Raw genomic sequence first — 16114 nt, 5'->3', positions numbered from 1 at the left:
CACAGTGAAGCCCAGTAGCTGGTTGGCCATCGCGGCGGCGCTCGTCGCCGTTTTGCTGGTGCCACCGTTGCTCACCCCGGGCGGCGAGGCCGACGAGGGCGCGCAGATCCGGTCGTTGCGGGTGCTCGTGCCCAACGCGCCCGGCGGCGGTTACGACATCACGGCGCGCACGGCGACCAAGGCGATGGAGGACGCGGACCTGCTCGGCAACGCGGAGGTCTTCAACCTCCCCGGCGCCGGCGGCACGGTCGGCCTCGGCCGCACGGTCGCCGAACGCGGCAACGGCAAACTCGTCATGTCCATGGGGCTCGGCGTCGTCGGGAGCGTGTTCACGAACAAGTCGCCGTCTTCGCTTCTCGACACCACGCCGGTGGCGAAGCTGATCGAAGAGTCGGACATCGTCGTGGTCGGCAAGGATTCGCCGTACCGGGACATCGGCCAGCTGATCGAGGCGTGGAAGAAGGATCCCGGCGCGGTCCAGGTCGGCGGCGGTTCTTCGCCGGGCGGACCGGATCACCTGGCGCCGATGCTGATGGCGAAGGCCGTCGGGCTCGCGCCCAAGGCGGTCAACTACGTCCAGTTCGACGGCGGCGGCGAACTGCTCGCGTCGGTCCTCGGCGGCAAGGTCGCGTTCGGTGTCTCGGGTGTCGGCGAGTACCGCGACCAGATCCAGGCGGGCACGCTCCGGGTGCTGGCGGTGACCAGCGAGAAGCGGATCCCGGGCATCGACGCGCCGACGCTTTCGGAGTCCGGTGTGGACGTCAAGTTCACCAACTGGCGCGGCATCGTCGCTCCGCCCGGCATCACCGAAGCGGACCGCGCGAAGCTGGTCGGCCTGTTCGACCGGCTGCAGAAGACGCCGCAGTGGCAAGAGGCCTTGCGGCGCAACGGATGGACCGGGGCGTTCGCGCCCGGGGAGCAGTTCGGTTCGTTTCTCGAAGAGGAGAACACTCGAGTGGCAACGGTGCTGAAAGAGCTGGGTCTGGCATGACGACCACGTGGCTGAAAGAGCGCTCCGAACTCGGGGTGAGTGTCGGACTCGTGGTGCTCGGCGTCCTGGTGCTCACCGACGCGCTGAACATTCCCACCGACTTCGCCCAGCGCGGTCCCGTGGGACCGAAGGCGGTGCCGATCCTGGTCGGCTCGCTGCTGTTGATCGTCGCCGTGCTGCTGGCGCGCGACGTGCTACGCGGTGGCAAGGGCGAGGCCGAGGGCGGCGAGGACATCGACCTCACCGCGCCCGCCGACCTGCGCATGGTTCTGTTGCTGTGCGGTGCCTTCCTCGCCAACGCGGCGTTGATCGGCCTGGTCGGGTTCCCGATCTCGGGCGCCATCCTGTTCTGGGGCGCGGCGTACGCGCTCGGCAGCCGCAACCTGGCGCGTGACCCGCTGATCGCGGCGGGCATGTCCGTCGCGACCTTCCTGATCTTCAACAACCTGCTCGGTGTCCCGCTTCCCGGTGGCCCGTTGATGGAGGTGTTCTGATGCTCCAGCAACTCATCGACGGCTTCGGCACCGCGCTGACGCCGACCCATATCGCGATGGCGGCGATCGGGGTCCTGCTGGGGACCGCGATCGGCGTGCTGCCGGGGATCGGCCCGGCCATGGCGGTGGCGCTGCTGCTCCCGGTGACCTACGGCCTGGAGCCCACCGGGGCGTTCATCATGTTCGCGGGCATCTACTACGGGGGGATGTTCGGCGGCTCGACGACGTCGATCCTGCTGAACACGCCGGGTGAGAGCGCGGCGGTGGTCGCGGCCATCGACGGGAACCCGATGGCCCGCAAGGGACGCGGCGCGCAAGCGCTTGCGGCGGCCGCGATCGGGCATTTCGTCGGCGGCATCCTTGGCACGATCGCGCTGGTCGTGCTGGCCCCGATGATCGCGAAACACGCCGTCGACATCGGCGCGCCGGATCTGTTCGCGATCATGGTGCTGGCGTTCATCGCGGTCACCTCGGTGCTCGGCAGTTCCCGGATCCGCGGCGTGGCGTCGCTGCTGATCGGGCTCACCATCGGCCTGGTCGGACTCGACGAGATGACCGGTCAGCAGCGGTTGACCTTCGGTTCACTGCATCTGGCCGACGGGATCGACGTGGTGATCGTGGCGGTCGCGCTGTTCGCCGTCGGCGAGTCGCTGTGGGTCGCCGCGCATCTGCGGCGCAACGCGTTCAAGCCGATCCCGGTCGGCAGGCCATGGCTCTCGCGTGCCGACCTGAAGCGGACGTGGAAGCCTTGGCTGCGCGGGCCGCTCATCGGGTTCCCGTTCGGCGCGGTGCCCGCCGGTGGCGCGGAGATCCCGACGTTCCTTTCCTACGTCACGGAAAAGCGGCTCTCGAAGCACAAGGACGAGTTCGGCAAGGGCGCCATCGAAGGCGTCGCGGGTCCGGAAGCGACGGCTTCGGCCTCCGCCGCCGGGACGCTGGTCTCGATGCTGACCCTCGGCCTGCCGACCACCGCGGTCGCGGCCGTGATGCTGGCGGCGTTCCAGCAGTACGGCATCCAGCCGGGTCCGCTGCTGTTCGAGCGGGAGTCTTCGCTGGTGTGGGGCCTGATCGCCTCGCTGTTCGTCGGACTGACACTGCTGCTGGTGCTGAACCTGCCGCTGGCACCCCTGTGGGTGAAGCTGCTGCGGATCCCGCGGCCGTACCTCTACGCGGGCATCCTGTTCTTCGCCAGCGTCGGCGCGTACGCGGTCAACGCGGACATCTTCGACCTGCTCGTGATGTTCGTGATCGGCCTGATCGGGTTCGCGATGCGCCGCTACGGCCTCCCGGTGCTGCCGGCGATCATCGGCGTCATCCTCGGCCCGGCCGCCGAACAGCAGATGCGGCGCGCGCTGCAACTGAGCGACGGCGACCTGAGCGGGTTGGTCAACACTCCGTTCGCGATCGTGGTCTACGTGATCATCGCGGTGATCCTGTTCTTCCCGTTGATCAAACGTTTCCTGCCTACCCGTCCGCCTCTGTCCGAGACGGAGCCGAAGGACAAGGTGGACGTCTGACCCGCGGGACTCCGGCCCGGCCTCGACTGCCCCGAGGCCGGGCCTTTCCCTCTCCGGACGGAGGACACTTGTCCGCGCGAGTGATCTTTCCGGCGCCCCACGGCGACACGATCAGTCTCATGAAGCTCCTTCACCGGCCTCCGGCCGTCAGCGACACCGAACGACCGGTTCCCCGCTGGGCGACACGCCTCGCCTACGCGCTCCCCTGGCTTCTGCTGCCTTCGTGCCTGTGGCGGCTGCCTTTCGCCTTCCATTTCGAAATGGGACAGATCCACGACCGCGAGATGCCGGAACTCTGGTTGAGCATCCCGTACGTCCTCACGCTCAGCGTGCTCACCGAAGTGACCGCGGTCCTCGCCATCGGGCTGGTCCGCCGCTGGGGCGAGGTGGCGCCCCGCTGGGTCCCGTTCGTCGGCGCCAAACCCGTCCGGCCGATGGCGGCCGTCGTTCCCGCCGTCGTCGGTGGCCTGATCCTCACCGCGCTTTTCACCTCGATTCCGCTCGGCGGAGACCGTCAACTCACCATGTTCGGCGTGGTCGAAAGTATCGGCTACAGCAGCGAAACCTGGGAGACGCTGGCAACGGTGTGCGTCGCCCCGACCGCTCTTTGGGGGCCGATCGTCATCGTCCTGGGCCTGGCCTATCACCGTCGCCGGAAGATAACGAAAGCATAACGGCGAGGTCGCGTTTTGAACCGGTCGTCCGTCGGTGCCGTTTCAACCAACACGGAGTCAGCGACGTCGGCGGTGCCGGCGTCGCCTCCCCCGGGCTCCGGGCAACGACACCGAACGAGGTGAACAAGTTCATGCCCCGCAACCTCAGAACCGCCGGTCGCCACCGCATGGCACAGCGCACCAAGGTCGCCACCGGCGGTCTCGCGCTCGCCCTCGCCGTCGGCGGGATCGTCGTGGTGAACACGACCGGAACCCCCGACGCGGCCAGGGCCGACGGCGCGGACAAAGCGTTCTTCATCGACATCACGAAGGTCCCCCGCGGCAACAACGTCAACCTCGACCTCGCGAAACGAGGCGCACGGGGAACGTTCACCGTGGACTGCGGCCGCAACGAGAACGGCCACTTCAACGGCGACAATTTCATCGCTCAGCCCGGTGTCCGCAACGGAGCCGAGCACCTCCACGACTACGTCGGAAACCTTTCGACCAACGCGGACTCGAACAACAAGAGCCTGTTGCGCGCGGGTACGACCTGCAAGAACGGGGACAAGTCGGCGTATTTCTGGCCGGTCATCCGGATCAACACCGAGGAAGCGGAAAAGAACGAGGCGGCGAACGAGGAGAAACTCGCCGCCGACCGCGCGAACGCGGCCAAGGACGAGGCGGTCGCCCAAGTCGACTGCCCCGATGTCGCCAGTGAACTCGACGAACTCAGTGCGGTCCCCGACCAGGCCATGCCCGCGGTCGACGAGAACCTCGACAATCTCGACCAGGACTCCGACAACGCGAACAACCAGCTGGCGCAAGGAAAACAGGCGGACCAAGTGCTCGACGAACTGCGGAACAAGCGGAAGCCGTCGATCAAGAAGATCGGCGACATCATGCGGCAGGCGGGAAAACCGGTCGCGAAGAACGAAGACCAGCTCGCCGGCTGCGCGGTGAAGCAGAACGACGAAGGCGGACTCGACAACGGCGGCGAGAACAGTAACGTCAACGCGGCTGGCGACGCCGAGAAGAAGAAGTCCGACGGCAAGGCCGCGGATCTGCCCGGCGTCAACGACAACAACGAGATCGGCGACAACGAAGGCGAGATCCAGCGCGCCGAGAAGGTCGACCTGACCTTCACCAGCGGCGGCGCCCGCCGGGTCGTCGCGATGCCGAAATTCCTGCGTGTGCTCTACGGCGACGCCAAGCAGAGCACCAACGGCCCGGCCAACGCGCGGCCCAGCTGGACCTGCACCGGCTTCGAGGACCGGCTCACCGAGCTGTACCCGATCTGCCCGCGGGGCAGCAAGGTCGCTCGCATCCACGCGTTCCCGAACTGCTGGGACGGGAAGAACACCGACAGCGCCAACCACCGCACGCATATCGTGTTCTCCGACCGCGACGGGAAATGCCCGCGTGGCTTTAAGAACGTGCCGCAACTGCGGATCACGCTCGTGTACGACATCCCGGCGAACATCCAGGCCGCCGGGCAGTACGCGGTCGACGCTTTCGCGCAGGAGAAGCACGACCCGCGCTCCGACCACGACGATTTCGCGAACGTCATGTCGCAGCGGCTGATGAACCAGCTGGTGAAGTGCGTCAACAGCGGTAAACGCTGCCGGCAGTGACACCGGCCGCAAGTCCGTGAAGGCCTCCTTGAGGGACCCTGGGTCCCTCAAGGAGGCCTTCACGGACCGGGCAATCGAGGGGCGCGGCGGGGATGACCCGCGCCCCAGCCGAGGTCCGGTTCCCGGCCCGGCGTAGGGGTTCCGGGCCGGGAACCGGCGAGCGATACGGTTTTCCCTCCCTGGAAACCGGACCGCCCGGTCTGGGTCAGGCCGTCGTGGACAACCGGCTCACCCGGTCGAATACGAGCGGCACCGCGACAGCGGGGTTCAGTTCGGCGAGGACCGCCTCGGCGTCCAGGCCCGGCAGGTGGATCCACGCGCTGTCCGCGAAGTCCGGGGTCGTGACGCTGATCCGGGCGCAACGGGCCGGCGGGACCAGCGCGACCCCGAACGGCTCGACCACGTTGCGCCACACGGATTGCGAGACGATCATCCCGGCACCGAACTTGTCACCCGTCGGATCCGAGCGGCACCAGTAGCCGACGGCGTCGTTGAAGGTGGAGGCGCACAGCAACCGGGTCAGCGTGATGTACGTGCGATGGTAACGGTGGTTGTCCGCCATCGGTCCCATGTGGACCGCCACCCGCGCCCGCATCGGGACCCTGGCGTAGCGGTTGCGGGTCCGGAGCAGATGGTCCAGGTGGAACACGACCTCGCAGAGCCGGCCGACGGCGTGGTCCGGATACGCGACCATCAGCCCGTCCCCGGTCTCCCGGAAGTGCCGCGCTTCCCCTGGAGCGAGCCCGACCGCGGTGAACGAGCGGGAAACCAGCGTTTCCATCTCGGCCTTCATCGGGTCCAGCAGGTCGTCACTGGCCTTGGACGAACCGACGATGTCGACGGACAGCACGGCGTGGGTGTGCGCGTTGTAACGGCCTGAGGTCAGCACCTGCATCTCTGCGACCCCTCCCCTGATCGGTGAAAACTGGCGGCAGGAAGCAGTGTTCCCACTCCTCACCGGAAGTTCTGTTCGGAACCGAACAAAACGTGACCTCGCACTGGTCAGCGCCAGTGAGCTAAGTCACACCTTTTTCCGTGATCACCCGCAACGCCTCGCGGTCGAGGACGGTGATCGCCCGGCGCGAACTGGCCACCACTCCCGCCTTCCGGAGCTTGTCCAGCGCCTGCGCGACCATGGTCCGTCCCATCGGGATGAACTGCGCGAGTTCGTCCTGGCTCAACGGGATCCCGATGCGCCAGCCGGCGGGTGTCCGAATGCCACAGACGTCGACGAGGTAGTCCAGCCGCGTCGCGACCCGCGCCACCGCCTGTGGTTTCCAGGACTGCGTCCGCTGCCGCTGGGCGAGCACGAACCGCCGGGCGACGCTGACGAGCACCTCCCGCATCGCCGCCGGATGATCCAGCAGGAACCGGTTGAACTCGCTCGCCGCGATGCGCCGGACGTGCACTTCTTCGATGGCGACGACGTCCGCCATCCGAATGCCGCCCGCGATCACCGCGATCTCGCCGTGCAGATCACCGGGCACCCCGACGTCGAGGATGACCGTCGCCCCCATCCGGTCGGCGCTGGTCACCTTCACGTAGCCGTACCGCAGCAGCATGACGAAGTCGCCGGGCTCCCCCGACCGCATCAGCGCCTGTCTGCTCTCGTAGGTCTGCGGGGTGCCCATCTCCAGTAACCGGGCACGGACGGGTTCGTCCAGCCGCTCCAGGAACGGACGTTCTCTCTCTTCGGCGGCCTCCGGGCCCAAACCCACGAAACACCCTCCCAGGCAGTCGTGAACACCTATCGCGGAGAGTAACCGAATCGGCCACCCGATCCGGCGGCGGAACCGTCGTGCGTGGTGAAGACGCCCAGGCGGACCAGTTCGGATCTGATCCACTCGGCCAGCCGGTGCAACGGCCCATCTTCGGCCTCGACGAAATAGCTGTCCACGATCTGGTGTCGCCTATCGGCGTGCTTCGCCGCATAGAGCAGCGCTGACCGTACCTCCGAAACCTTGAGCGGAGCGACCTTGATCCCCGGAGCGGGCCGCACGGTGCTCTTGGCGGCCATCACCGCCAGCACGGCTTCCTCCAGGCTGAACCGGTGCTCCACCGGTACGACCACATGTTCCACGCCCTCGACAACCCGGCGCCCGATCAACGGCATGCTGTCAGATCAGCATGACGCACGGCCGTAGTCTGTTCGGCACCGAACACTCACCCCGGTTCGACCGCCGCGATGGCTTCTTCGAGCACTTCCTGGAACAGGTGCATCCGCTGGACGAGCATCAGCCGGTCCGGGTTCTCGTCCACCACCGAACGCTCCAGCTTCATGGTCAACTGGCTGACGGTCATGCGCAGTTGAGCGACACTCACCGAGCCGTCACCCTTCCGCTTCTCGAGTATCGCCACCGCCCGCCGGAAGACCCCCGAAAGCTCCGCCTCGCCCGGCCGCATCGTTTCGATGGCCGTCAGCGCCCGTCCGAGCAGGCTGAAATGGTCGGAGGCGGTGGCGGGTTCCGGCGCGCGGACCTCCTTCACCGGCCTCGATCGCTTGCCGTTCACCACGAAGAACGCGGTCTCGGCCGGAATCAGCACGGCCAGCACGGCGACGGCGCCGAAGAGCCAGCCTTGCGGATGCGGCGAGGTCACCGCACGGCCGATCAGCCCGGCGATCAGGCTGAGCACCACCGCGACGACGTGGAAGGGGCGGTTGTCGTGCTCGGCCATGTCAGAAGTTGCTGAACACGTTGACGAACATCTTGTCGATGCCGTGCGGGTCGACGGCCTGGTAGCTGCGGGCCTTGGACTTCTGCGCGATCTCGTCGAGGACCCGGCTGTCCGCCTGCGCGCCGTAGGCCATGGTGAAGATCCGGACGGAGTTGTCCAGCCGCTCGGCGTCGACGTTCTGCAGCACCTGCTCCTTGGTCCCGATCCCGGTGTTCTCTCCGTCGGTCAAGAAGACGATGGCGTTGATGAGGTTCGGGTCGAACTCGCGGCGCATCTGGTCGTTGGCCTCGATCACGGTCTTGTACAGCGCCGTATCCCCTTTCGGGGTCAGCTTGTCGACGAGGTCGAGCATCGGGCCGCGGACGTTCTTCACCTTGCCGATCGGCATCTTTTCCTCGTACTCGTTCGAGAACGTCCACAGCCCCACCTCGTCCTCGGGATGCAGGTACTCGAGCTGTTTGCGGATCGCGGGTTTCAGCAGGGCGATCCGGCTTTCGGAATACGGCTTGTCCTTGCGGTTCTTGTCGAACGGTTCGTTCATGGAGCCGGAAAGGTCCAGCACCAGCAGGATCCTGCCGCGCCGCTGCGTGTACTCCCAGCCGTCCAGCATCTTCTGGATCTGTTCACCGGTGGGAATCCCGATGGGCCGGGGTTCGGCGACCCCTTCGGTGTGCACGCCCTTGGCCAGCTTGTCGTTCCCGCGACCCTCCGGGTCACGGAAGCCGAGGTCACGGAACCGGCCCTGCTGCGGGGGTTCCCGCAGGAAGTCGTAGAAGTCCTTGGCCGCGGCGCGCTGTTCCGGCGATGCCTTGGCGGTGGTGAGGAAGGGATGGTCGATCAGCATCGTCCCCTCGCTCGGATGCACGGCGACGAGCGGCCGGTTCAGCGGGGCCGGTTCCTTCCCCAGCTGTTTCGGGTCCCCGGTCGGCGCGCCGTGGTTGTAGAGGTAGACCATCTGTTCCTGCATCGCCATCGCGCTGATGTAGGGCGTGGGCTTCTTCCGATCCTCTTCGTACAGCGTCTTCAGGAAGGCCACCGAATCGTCGCTGTAGTAGGCGACCGAGGCCTCGATCCCGCGGACGAACTGGACGGTTTCCGCCGTGTCGATCTTGCCGTAGTCGCCGCCCGTCGCCGCGAAGTAGGTCGCGATGGTCGCGGCGAGCCCCGAGGTCGACCGGCGTGGATTGTCCTTGCCCAGCGTGAAGTTGCCCCACTTGGCGTTCTCCGGGCCGGTGGAGGCCCAGCCGCCGTTGCGGTTCACTTCGAGTACGTCCCGCCAGCCGATGCCCTTCGACGGCCAGCCCAGTTCCCTGGCCATCGGCTCCGGCATCGCGATCACCATGGGGCTCGTCGCGAGCGAGGTCTTCGGACCGCTCGCGATCAGGTCGCCTTTGCCGCGCTGGCGCAGCAGATCGAGCCACAGCGAGGAACTCGGCATCCAGACCTGGGGTTCGGGTTGCCGCTCGTCGATGTCGTTCCAGCCTTCGGCGATGAGGTCGAGCGTGGCCCCCGAGGTCTTCTTGAACGCCTCGACCTTCGCGCACCGGCCGCCGTCGAACGTCCGGCCGGTGTTGTTGTACCGCTCGGCCAGTTCGGCGATCAGATCACCCTTCTCCGTGGAGGAACTGGTGACCAACCGGACGCAGTCGGTCCTAGCCGCGTTCGACGGCGCGGTGACCGTGGTCGCGAGCAGCACGATCACGAGCGTCCCGACGAGCGCGCCGAAGACGAGCGAAAGCCAGCCTGATCTCCGCATGCGCCGCCCCCCTAGCCGTCGTAGCGGGCAAGTGTAGCTACAACGTGGTTCCCGGTTCTGTTTCCTCGGTAACGAGATCGTAGGTTTCGAAACTGAAGCGGGCGAGGGTACCCACCCAATTCCGATAGACCTGTAGATCATCGAAGGATTCGACGTCTAGCCGCCATTCAGGTGGAAAGGCCTCGGACAACGATTCCCCGGCCGAAAGAGCGGTGAAGGTCGAGCGCGCGGCGTCCGGATCGGCGACCAGCAGGGTCAGCAGGACGAGCACCGCCCGATAGGGACCGCCGACGAACCGCGTCAGTTCCGCGTCGGGAATGCCGATGCGGACCAGCCGGTAGAGGTTGACCAGTTTCCGGATCTCGCGCGGCGTGTTCAGCCTTTTCCGCAGCACGTGGACGAAATCCCGTTCGACTTCGGTGAGCCGCAGCCGGTCCGGGCGCATGTTGTAGAACGTCGGCGGGGCCGTGTCCTCGACGACGACCTCCGCCGTCTCACCGCGTTCGGGCCTGTCCTCGTCCTCCGGCCATTCTTCGTACTCGGACGACGCCGGTTCCGGTGCTTCGATGGGCATGAGGGTGTCGATCAGTTCGTCCGCCGCGGCCCCCATGGGGCGCAGGGCGAACACGATCTGGAAGATCTTGTCGAGGTACTCCGCCTGCCGCGCTTCGCCGGTGCCGAACAGCTCTTCGTGGTGCTGGTCGAGGCAGCGCCGCAACCACCTCGGGTCGAGGGCCACCACCACGACGAACGCGGGCAGGGCCAGCAGCAGGTGCACCGCGGCGAGCACTTCGATCACCTTCGACGGCGGGCAGCGGTCGAGATCGTCGATGTAGAGCACGATCCGTTCCAGCGGCGGCTTGCCGGCGCCTCCGGCCAGTCGCCATTCCCGGCGCGCCTCCTCCAGATCGGCGCTCAGCTTCACGAGGTCCTCCCGGACGCGCGCGAAAACTCCTTGGTAGTCCCCGTATCTGCCGGCCTTCGCCTCCTCGATCAGCTCGCCGAGCCGGGTGGCCGCGTCCAGCCGCCGGAGCCTTTCCTCGGTCTCCCGGATCTCGGTCTCGAACCGTTCCGCCCGTTTGTCGACGTCGGACCGCAGTTTGTCCAATGTGGACTTGACGGGCGCGAGGGCGGCCCTGGCGGTGGTGAGCGCCGGGGTCAGCACGGCGCCGAGCGCGACGACGGCACCCGCCACGGCGAGGATCGCGTTGTGCCACAACGCCCAGCCGGTGATCGCCGCGGCGATGCCGAGCACACCGGCGACCGCGTAGCCCGCGACGGCGAGCCTCCGCCGTCGGCGTTCCGCCCGGTCCACTCCGGACACCAGGAGACGCCAGCGCCAGGTGAGCGGGGAATCCGCCTTGATGGCGCGGAGGCCGGCGAGCCTGGTCCGCAGTTCCTCGCGTTCGGCACGGACCTCGCCGGCGTCCGCATGCGTTTCGGGCGCGCCCAGGTTCCGGAACAGGTGGTCCACCAGCCCGACCCACAGATGGTCGTCGTGGTACTGCCAGGCGTTGAACCGGATCTGCCGGATCTCACCGGCGAACACGCTGGTGGCGGCATCGCCGCGGGACCGGCGTGCCAGTTCGGCCACCCGGTCGCTCACCTGCCGCACGAAACTCGATTTGCCGGAACCCCAGGGCCCCAGCAGCGCGACGCACAACGGCGGACTGGTCTCCCGGTCGGCGATGACCGCGGCGAGGGTGCGCACGTCGTCGTGGAAGCCGATCAGGTCGACCGGGCTTTCGACGTCGGGCGTGATCCGCGGCCGGGCCCTGCCCGGTTTGGGTTCGACGAAACCGGTGCCGTCGATCTGGTTGCCGAAGCGATCCCACACCCGGATGGTGCGGTCGTCCCCGACCGTGACGATCTTCTCGCTGCCCGCGGTGCAGGCGATCGCGCGGACGTTCCCCCGATGTCCCTTGAGGAGGGTGTAACCCGCCGGGTCGTCGATCTCGCGGACTCGGACCTCGCCGTCGGAACCGCCGGAGAGCACCAGTTCGCCGTCCGGGCTGAAGGCCAGTGCCCGCACCGCGCCGCCGTGCCCGGGGAAGACGAGGGCCGGATCGCCTTTGCGCCCCCACAACCGGACCGTCTCGCCCTCGCCGGACAGCACATGCCCGCCGTCGGCCGAGATCGCGACGACGTGGACCGCGCCCGCGCCGCCGAACCGGTAGTGGGAAACGACTTCCTTGTCCCACAGCCGCACGCCGCCGGTGTCGTCCCCGGCGACGACGACCCGTCCGTCCGGGGTCACCGCGACCGATTCGACCTCCGGGCCGCCGGTGCGGAGCCCTCGCACCGTCACGCCGTCCAGCCGCCGGACCTCGACGGTGCTTCCCGCGCCGGACACGGCGAATTCGTTCGCCACCGCGACGGCGACGGTCCGCTTGGTGGTCTGGACCTCCGGGGGATGCGCCTCGCGACCGGCGATCCGCCAGCGCCGCACCGTCGCCCCATCGCAGCCGACCACGTGCTGACCCGAGATGCCCACCGCGAGCACCGGCCGATCGTGTCCGCTGAAGGTGAACCGGAGCGCGCCGGTCTCCAGGTCCCAGACCCGCACCGTCCGGTCCGCACCGCCGGTGACCAGCCTGTTTCCTTTCACCGCGACCGCGAGGATCGGTTCTTCGTGCCCGGTGAAACGCGCAGTGGTCATAACCGCACAGTCTTCCGGTCGCGTCAAGATCATGGTTAACGACAGGCGACTATCGGCGGGTACCCCGAGCGCCTCGAAAGGTTCAGGGTCGACACTGCTCCGAAATTCCAGCACGCCTTTAACGCGAGGAGTTCAACGTGCTTCGACGTACCTTCGCCGCGGTGCTCACCGGCGCCGCGCTCTCCGTCTCGGTGCTCTCGGCACCCTCCGCCGGTGCCGCCGAGATCATGGCGACCACCCTGACCTACGACGACAGCCAGGCCGCGGAGTTCAAGGACGCGGTGGCGGCCGGCGTCAACGTCTGGAACACCAACGTCACCAACGTCCGCATCGTGAAGGCGACGCCGGGGCAGCGGGTCAACATCCGGGTCATCGCCGACAACGGCTGGCCGCGCGCCACGCTCGGCCCGGTCCGCCCCAGCGGCACCGTCACCGTGTGGATGGGCAGGCAGGCCGTCCAGCAGGGCTATTACACGCCGCGGATCGCTTCCCACGAACTCGGGCACAGCCTCGGCCTGCCCGACGTGAAGCCCGGCCCGTGCTCGTCGCTGATGTCCGGTTCGACCGGTGGGGTCAGCTGCAAGAGCGTGAACCCCAACGCGCAGGAGAAGGCCAGGGTGCAGCAGCTCTACGCCGGCACCGCCGTGCCGAGCGCCGACGCGGGCAAGGTCCTCGCGGAGGTGGGCTGATTCCGGGCCAGGGGGTGCCCGCCCGGCACCCCCTGGCCTGGCCTGGGGTTTCCTAGTCGTCCGCCGTGATCGCCGCCGCCGGGCACAGCTCTACGGCGTCGCCGATCTCGGCCGGTTCCGGGTCCAGCAACCGGACCCGGCCGTCTTCTTCGTCCTGTCCGAACACCTCGGGCGCGGTCAGCACGCACATTCCGGCGCCCACACAGCGTTCCCGGTCCACTTCGAGCCTCATCGCGATCAGCCCCAGGCCACCGGGAGCGCGTACACCCCGTAGATGTCGGAGTCCGTCCGCAGCGGGATCTCGTCGGCCGGAACGGCCAAGCGCAGCGCCGGGAACCTCCCGAGCAGCCCGGTGAAGGCGACCTTCATCTGGACTCGCGCGAGCTGCTGGCCGAGACACTGGTGCACCCCGTGCCCGAAAGCGGCGTGCCCGGCGGCGTTCCGGCGGAGATCCAGCCGGTCGGGTTCCGGGAACTTCAGCGGGTCGCGGTTGGCCGCCGCCGCCGAGAGCGCGACCACCTCCCCCGCCTTGACGACCCGGCCGCCGATCTCCACGTCCTCGAGCGCGGTGCGCGCGCCGGTGTGCGTGATGGTCAGGTAACGCAACAGTTCCTCGATCGCGCCTTCGACGCTCTCCGGGTCCTCCCGCAGGATGGCGAGCTGGTCCGGATGCCGCAGCAACGCGAACGTCCCCAGTGCCAGCATGTTGGCCGTGGTGTCCAGACCGGCCCCCAGCAGGAGGAACGCGATGCTGGTGAGTTCCTCGTCGGTGAGATCCGTGGTGACCAGCTCGCCGAGGATGTCGTCGGTCGGCTCGGCCCGTTTCGCCACGATGAGTTCGTAGAGATAGCCCCCCAGGGCGTTGATGGCGGCTTCCTGCTCCTCGGCCGGGGCGTCCGGCCGGTTCAGCGGCAAGACGTTGCGACGGAAGAACTCGTGGTCTTCGTAAGGGACGCCGAGCAGCTCGCAGATCATCAGCGCCGGAATGGGCTGCGCGAAAGCCGTCACCAGGTCGGCCGACGTTCCTTCGCGTTCCATCGCGTCGAGATACTCGGTGGTCACCTGCTCCACCCGTTCGGTGAGGAGCCGCATCCGGCGGACGGTGAACTTGCCGGTCAGCAGCTTGCGGTACCGGCTGTGCTCGGGATCGTCCATCTTGATGAACATCCCCGGTGCCGCCGGTGGCATCTCCACCATCGCGGCCGCGCCCGGAAACGGCGAGTGCATCAGCTCTTGCCGGGCGCTGAAGCGTGAATCCGCGATGACGGCCCGAACCGTCTCGTAGCCCGTCGCGAGCCAGCCTTCGTGCCCGTCGGGGAACGTCAGCCGGACGAGCGGGTGTTCGTCGCGCAGCGGGCCGAGCTCGGCGGGCGGGTCGAACGGACAGCCCTTCGGACGTTCGAGGGGCAGTTCCGTGAGATGGGGTGCCGAATTGGTCATTGTTGTTCCTCCCAGTTTTACCGCTGCTCAAAGGCTACGTTGCATTTACAGATCGCTCAAAGCTCCAGCCTGGCTATCTCGTCGTCTTTGCTGGTAGATTTCCGGAAATCGTTGCAACGGTCTTGCCAATGAATGCAACGCCTCGTTGCAATGACCGGCGAGTGAACGCACAGGAGGTGCCCATGCCGGGCGGCAGGCTGACGCAGGAGGATCGCCGGCTGATCGCGACCTGGCTCAAGGACGGCCTCGGTTACGCCGAGATCGCCCGCCGGCTCGGGCGCCCGACGTCGACGATCAGTCGCGAGGTCGCACGCAACAGCGGTCACTCGGGCTATCGCGCCGAAGAAGCGAACCGGGTGACCGGCGAACGCGCTCGGCGCCGCCGGAAGTCGCCCGCCCGCGACGTCGCGGCCGTCTCGCACGGCTACGGCCGGAACCCGGAAGCCGTCCGCGCCTTCGAAACCGAGTTCGCCGACATCATGGTGGCGACCGGCCTGCCCCGCATGACGGCACGGCTGCTCGCCTGCCTGTCCGTCAGCGACGACGGCGTCCTCACCTCGGCCGAACTCGCCCGACGGCTCCAGGTCAGTCCGGCCTCGATCTCGAACGCCGTCGCCTACCTCGAAACGCAAGCGATGCTCCGGCGCGAACGGGACGGACGGCGCGAGCAGTACATCATCGACGAGGAAATGCCCCAGCGCGTATGGGCCGAAAGCGTCCGCGCGAACCAGGAATGGGTCAAGATCGCCCGCCGGGGCGCCGACGTCCTCGGCATCGCGACGCCCGCGGGCGCCCGCATGGACGACCTCTCCCGCTTCCACGCGCGCATCCACGAGGTCATGCTGGACGACCGCGTCGCCCTGTACGCCGGCGACGCCCTGACCGCACTCGCCGCCCTCCTGCACACCGGACACGCCCTTTCCGCCGCGGCACTTTCGGCCGCTTTGGGGTGGAGCGAGGAAAGGGTCTTGTCCGCTTTGCGGGTGGCGGAAGAGCAACCGCACATCGCCGGCCCGGTGCGGGTGGTATGCGCCGGCGGGGAGTATCGGGCGGTCCCGGCGGTGGAACGGCTGACGGCGGCGCAGTTGGCGGCTTTGAGGTCATGAGTTCGGGTGCCTTGCTGTGCTTGCCGGTGGGCTGTCGCCGTTTTTCGGCGAACAGCGTTGGCGGCGGGATACGCGGTCGCCGAGGGTGACTGGACCGGAGGTGGCGGCTGTTGCCGCTTTTCGGCAAAGATGGCTGCCGCGGGGGATGCGCGGCCACCGACGGCGGCGGTATCGCCGGACCGGACGCGGTGGCTGTCGCCGGTTTCCGGCAAGCGAGACTGCCAGCGACACGCGCGACCACCGACGGCGGCGGTATCGCCGGACCGGGCATGGTGACTGTCGCCGTTTCCGGCAAAGATGGCTACCGCGGGAGGTGCGCGGCCACCGACCGTTCCGGCACTGCCGGACCGCCGCGATGACCATCACCGCTTCCCGGCAAGTGACGACCGCCGAAGGGGTGTGCACCGACGGCGGCGGTATCGCCGGACCGGGCATGGTGACTGTCGCCGTTTCCGGCAAAGATGGCTACCGCGGGAGGTGCGCGGCCACCGACCGTTCC

At 68.0% G+C, this 16114-nt stretch carries 16 protein-coding genes; 8 read left to right on the top strand and 8 right to left on the bottom strand.

The features are described 5' to 3' along the window. Nucleotides 1-22 precede the first annotated feature (22 nt). The 5 genes from ACZ6DT_RS32895 (at nucleotide 23) to ACZ6DT_RS32875 (ending at nucleotide 5289) form a co-directional block, all read left to right on the top strand. Nucleotides 23-991, top strand: coding sequence for a Bug family tripartite tricarboxylate transporter substrate binding protein (locus tag ACZ6DT_RS32895; RefSeq protein ID WP_465602651.1), 969 nt, complete (start codon nucleotides 23-25; stop codon nucleotides 989-991). After that, on the top strand, nucleotides 988-1485 hold the full coding sequence (locus tag ACZ6DT_RS32890; protein ID WP_465602599.1) for a tripartite tricarboxylate transporter TctB family protein: 498 nt from the start codon (nucleotides 988-990) through the stop codon (nucleotides 1483-1485). The genes ACZ6DT_RS32895 and ACZ6DT_RS32890 overlap by 4 nt, the downstream gene beginning before the upstream one ends. Further along, a complete protein-coding gene (locus ACZ6DT_RS32885) occupies nucleotides 1485-3002 on the top strand; it encodes a tripartite tricarboxylate transporter permease (protein WP_465602597.1) in 1518 nt (505 codons plus the stop codon). Before ACZ6DT_RS32890 ends, ACZ6DT_RS32885 begins: the two co-directional genes overlap by 1 nt. Before the next feature lie 119 nt (nucleotides 3003-3121). Continuing rightward, complete coding sequence (locus ACZ6DT_RS32880; protein ID WP_465602595.1) at nucleotides 3122-3676, top strand: hypothetical protein; 555 nt, start codon at nucleotides 3122-3124, stop codon at nucleotides 3674-3676. Between the two features lie 167 nt (nucleotides 3677-3843). Beyond that, nucleotides 3844-5289 carry a DUF1996 domain-containing protein gene (locus ACZ6DT_RS32875; protein ID WP_465602649.1) on the top strand — a complete coding sequence of 482 codons (1446 nt, stop codon included), beginning with the start codon at nucleotides 3844-3846 and terminating at the stop codon, nucleotides 5287-5289. Nucleotides 5290-5494: 205 nt separating this feature from the next. Here ACZ6DT_RS32875 and ACZ6DT_RS32870 read toward each other — a convergent pair whose 3' ends face one another. From ACZ6DT_RS32870 to ACZ6DT_RS32845, 6 genes are all read right to left on the bottom strand, one after another. Continuing rightward, nucleotides 5495-6184, bottom strand: a complete 690-nt coding sequence (locus ACZ6DT_RS32870) for a hypothetical protein (protein WP_465602593.1) — start codon at nucleotides 6182-6184, stop codon at nucleotides 5495-5497. A 121-nt stretch (nucleotides 6185-6305) separates the two neighbouring features. Further along, nucleotides 6306-7007, bottom strand: coding sequence for a Crp/Fnr family transcriptional regulator (locus tag ACZ6DT_RS32865; protein WP_465602592.1), 702 nt, complete (start codon nucleotides 7005-7007; stop codon nucleotides 6306-6308). 29 nt (nucleotides 7008-7036) lie between these two features. Further along, nucleotides 7037-7402, bottom strand: a complete 366-nt coding sequence (locus ACZ6DT_RS32860; RefSeq protein ID WP_465602591.1) for a hypothetical protein — start codon at nucleotides 7400-7402, stop codon at nucleotides 7037-7039. 50 nt (nucleotides 7403-7452) lie between these two features. Continuing rightward, nucleotides 7453-7965 carry a hypothetical protein gene (locus tag ACZ6DT_RS32855; RefSeq protein ID WP_465602590.1) on the bottom strand — a complete coding sequence of 171 codons (513 nt, stop codon included), beginning with the start codon at nucleotides 7963-7965 and terminating at the stop codon, nucleotides 7453-7455. A 1-nt stretch (nucleotide 7966) separates the two neighbouring features. Then, the gene (locus ACZ6DT_RS32850) at nucleotides 7967-9721 is read right to left on the bottom strand and encodes a substrate-binding and vWA domain-containing protein (RefSeq protein ID WP_465602588.1); all 1755 of its coding nucleotides are present in this window, start codon (nucleotides 9719-9721) and stop codon (nucleotides 7967-7969) included. A gap of 37 nt (nucleotides 9722-9758) precedes the next feature. Then, nucleotides 9759-12380: a P-loop NTPase fold protein gene (locus tag ACZ6DT_RS32845; RefSeq protein WP_465602586.1), complete on the bottom strand. Its 2622-nt coding sequence runs from the start codon at nucleotides 12378-12380 to the stop codon at nucleotides 9759-9761. A 137-nt stretch (nucleotides 12381-12517) separates the two neighbouring features. Here ACZ6DT_RS32845 and ACZ6DT_RS32840 point away from each other — a divergent pair, with 137 nt between their 5' ends. Beyond that, the gene (locus ACZ6DT_RS32840) at nucleotides 12518-13069 is read left to right on the top strand and encodes a snapalysin family zinc-dependent metalloprotease (protein WP_465602584.1); all 552 of its coding nucleotides are present in this window, start codon (nucleotides 12518-12520) and stop codon (nucleotides 13067-13069) included. 52 nt (nucleotides 13070-13121) lie between these two features. On the opposite strand, the gene ACZ6DT_RS32835 is transcribed toward ACZ6DT_RS32840, so the two are convergent. Together ACZ6DT_RS32835 and ACZ6DT_RS32830 are read right to left on the bottom strand one after the other, a co-directional pair. Continuing rightward, on the bottom strand, nucleotides 13122-13301 hold the full coding sequence (locus ACZ6DT_RS32835) for a ferredoxin (RefSeq protein WP_465602582.1): 180 nt from the start codon (nucleotides 13299-13301) through the stop codon (nucleotides 13122-13124). Nucleotides 13302-13306: 5 nt separating this feature from the next. Next, nucleotides 13307-14509, bottom strand: coding sequence for a cytochrome P450 (locus tag ACZ6DT_RS32830; RefSeq protein ID WP_465602580.1), 1203 nt, complete (start codon nucleotides 14507-14509; stop codon nucleotides 13307-13309). Nucleotides 14510-14691: 182 nt separating this feature from the next. On the opposite strand from ACZ6DT_RS32830, the gene ACZ6DT_RS32825 reads away from it, so the two are divergent. Together ACZ6DT_RS32825 and ACZ6DT_RS32820 are read left to right on the top strand one after the other, a co-directional pair. Continuing rightward, entirely contained in the window at nucleotides 14692-15615 is a 924-nt protein-coding gene (locus ACZ6DT_RS32825; RefSeq protein ID WP_465602647.1) for a GbsR/MarR family transcriptional regulator, read from the top strand. Nucleotides 15616-15725: 110 nt separating this feature from the next. Then, nucleotides 15726-15974, top strand: a complete 249-nt coding sequence (locus ACZ6DT_RS32820) for a hypothetical protein (protein ID WP_465602579.1) — start codon at nucleotides 15726-15728, stop codon at nucleotides 15972-15974. The last annotated feature ends 140 nt before the right edge of the window (nucleotides 15975-16114 follow it).

It is taken from the genome of Amycolatopsis sp. NPDC041971 (assembly GCF_055588925.1).
The sequence above is the reverse complement of the archived record's forward strand: the minus strand, read 5'-3'. Positions and strand labels throughout refer to the sequence as shown.

Coding starts and splice junctions, on each gene's coding strand:
- ACZ6DT_RS32890 (WP_465602599.1), top strand. CDS start 988: ATGACGACCACGTGGCTGAAAGAGCGCTCCGAACTCGGGGTGAGTGTC.
- ACZ6DT_RS32885 (WP_465602597.1), top strand. CDS start 1,485: ATGCTCCAGCAACTCATCGACGGCTTCGGCACCGCGCTGACGCCGACC.
- ACZ6DT_RS32880 (WP_465602595.1), top strand. CDS start 3,122: ATGAAGCTCCTTCACCGGCCTCCGGCCGTCAGCGACACCGAACGACCG.
- ACZ6DT_RS32875 (WP_465602649.1), top strand. CDS start 3,844: ATGGCACAGCGCACCAAGGTCGCCACCGGCGGTCTCGCGCTCGCCCTC.
- ACZ6DT_RS32870 (WP_465602593.1), bottom strand. CDS start 6,184: ATGCAGGTGCTGACCTCAGGCCGTTACAACGCGCACACCCACGCCGTG.
- ACZ6DT_RS32860 (WP_465602591.1), bottom strand. CDS start 7,402: ATGCCGTTGATCGGGCGCCGGGTTGTCGAGGGCGTGGAACATGTGGTC.
- ACZ6DT_RS32855 (WP_465602590.1), bottom strand. CDS start 7,965: ATGGCCGAGCACGACAACCGCCCCTTCCACGTCGTCGCGGTGGTGCTC.
- ACZ6DT_RS32850 (WP_465602588.1), bottom strand. CDS start 9,721: ATGCGGAGATCAGGCTGGCTTTCGCTCGTCTTCGGCGCGCTCGTCGGG.
- ACZ6DT_RS32845 (WP_465602586.1), bottom strand. CDS start 12,380: ATGACCACTGCGCGTTTCACCGGGCACGAAGAACCGATCCTCGCGGTC.
- ACZ6DT_RS32835 (WP_465602582.1), bottom strand. CDS start 13,301: ATGAGGCTCGAAGTGGACCGGGAACGCTGTGTGGGCGCCGGAATGTGC.
- ACZ6DT_RS32830 (WP_465602580.1), bottom strand. CDS start 14,509: ATGACCAATTCGGCACCCCATCTCACGGAACTGCCCCTCGAACGTCCG.
- ACZ6DT_RS32825 (WP_465602647.1), top strand. CDS start 14,692: ATGCCGGGCGGCAGGCTGACGCAGGAGGATCGCCGGCTGATCGCGACC.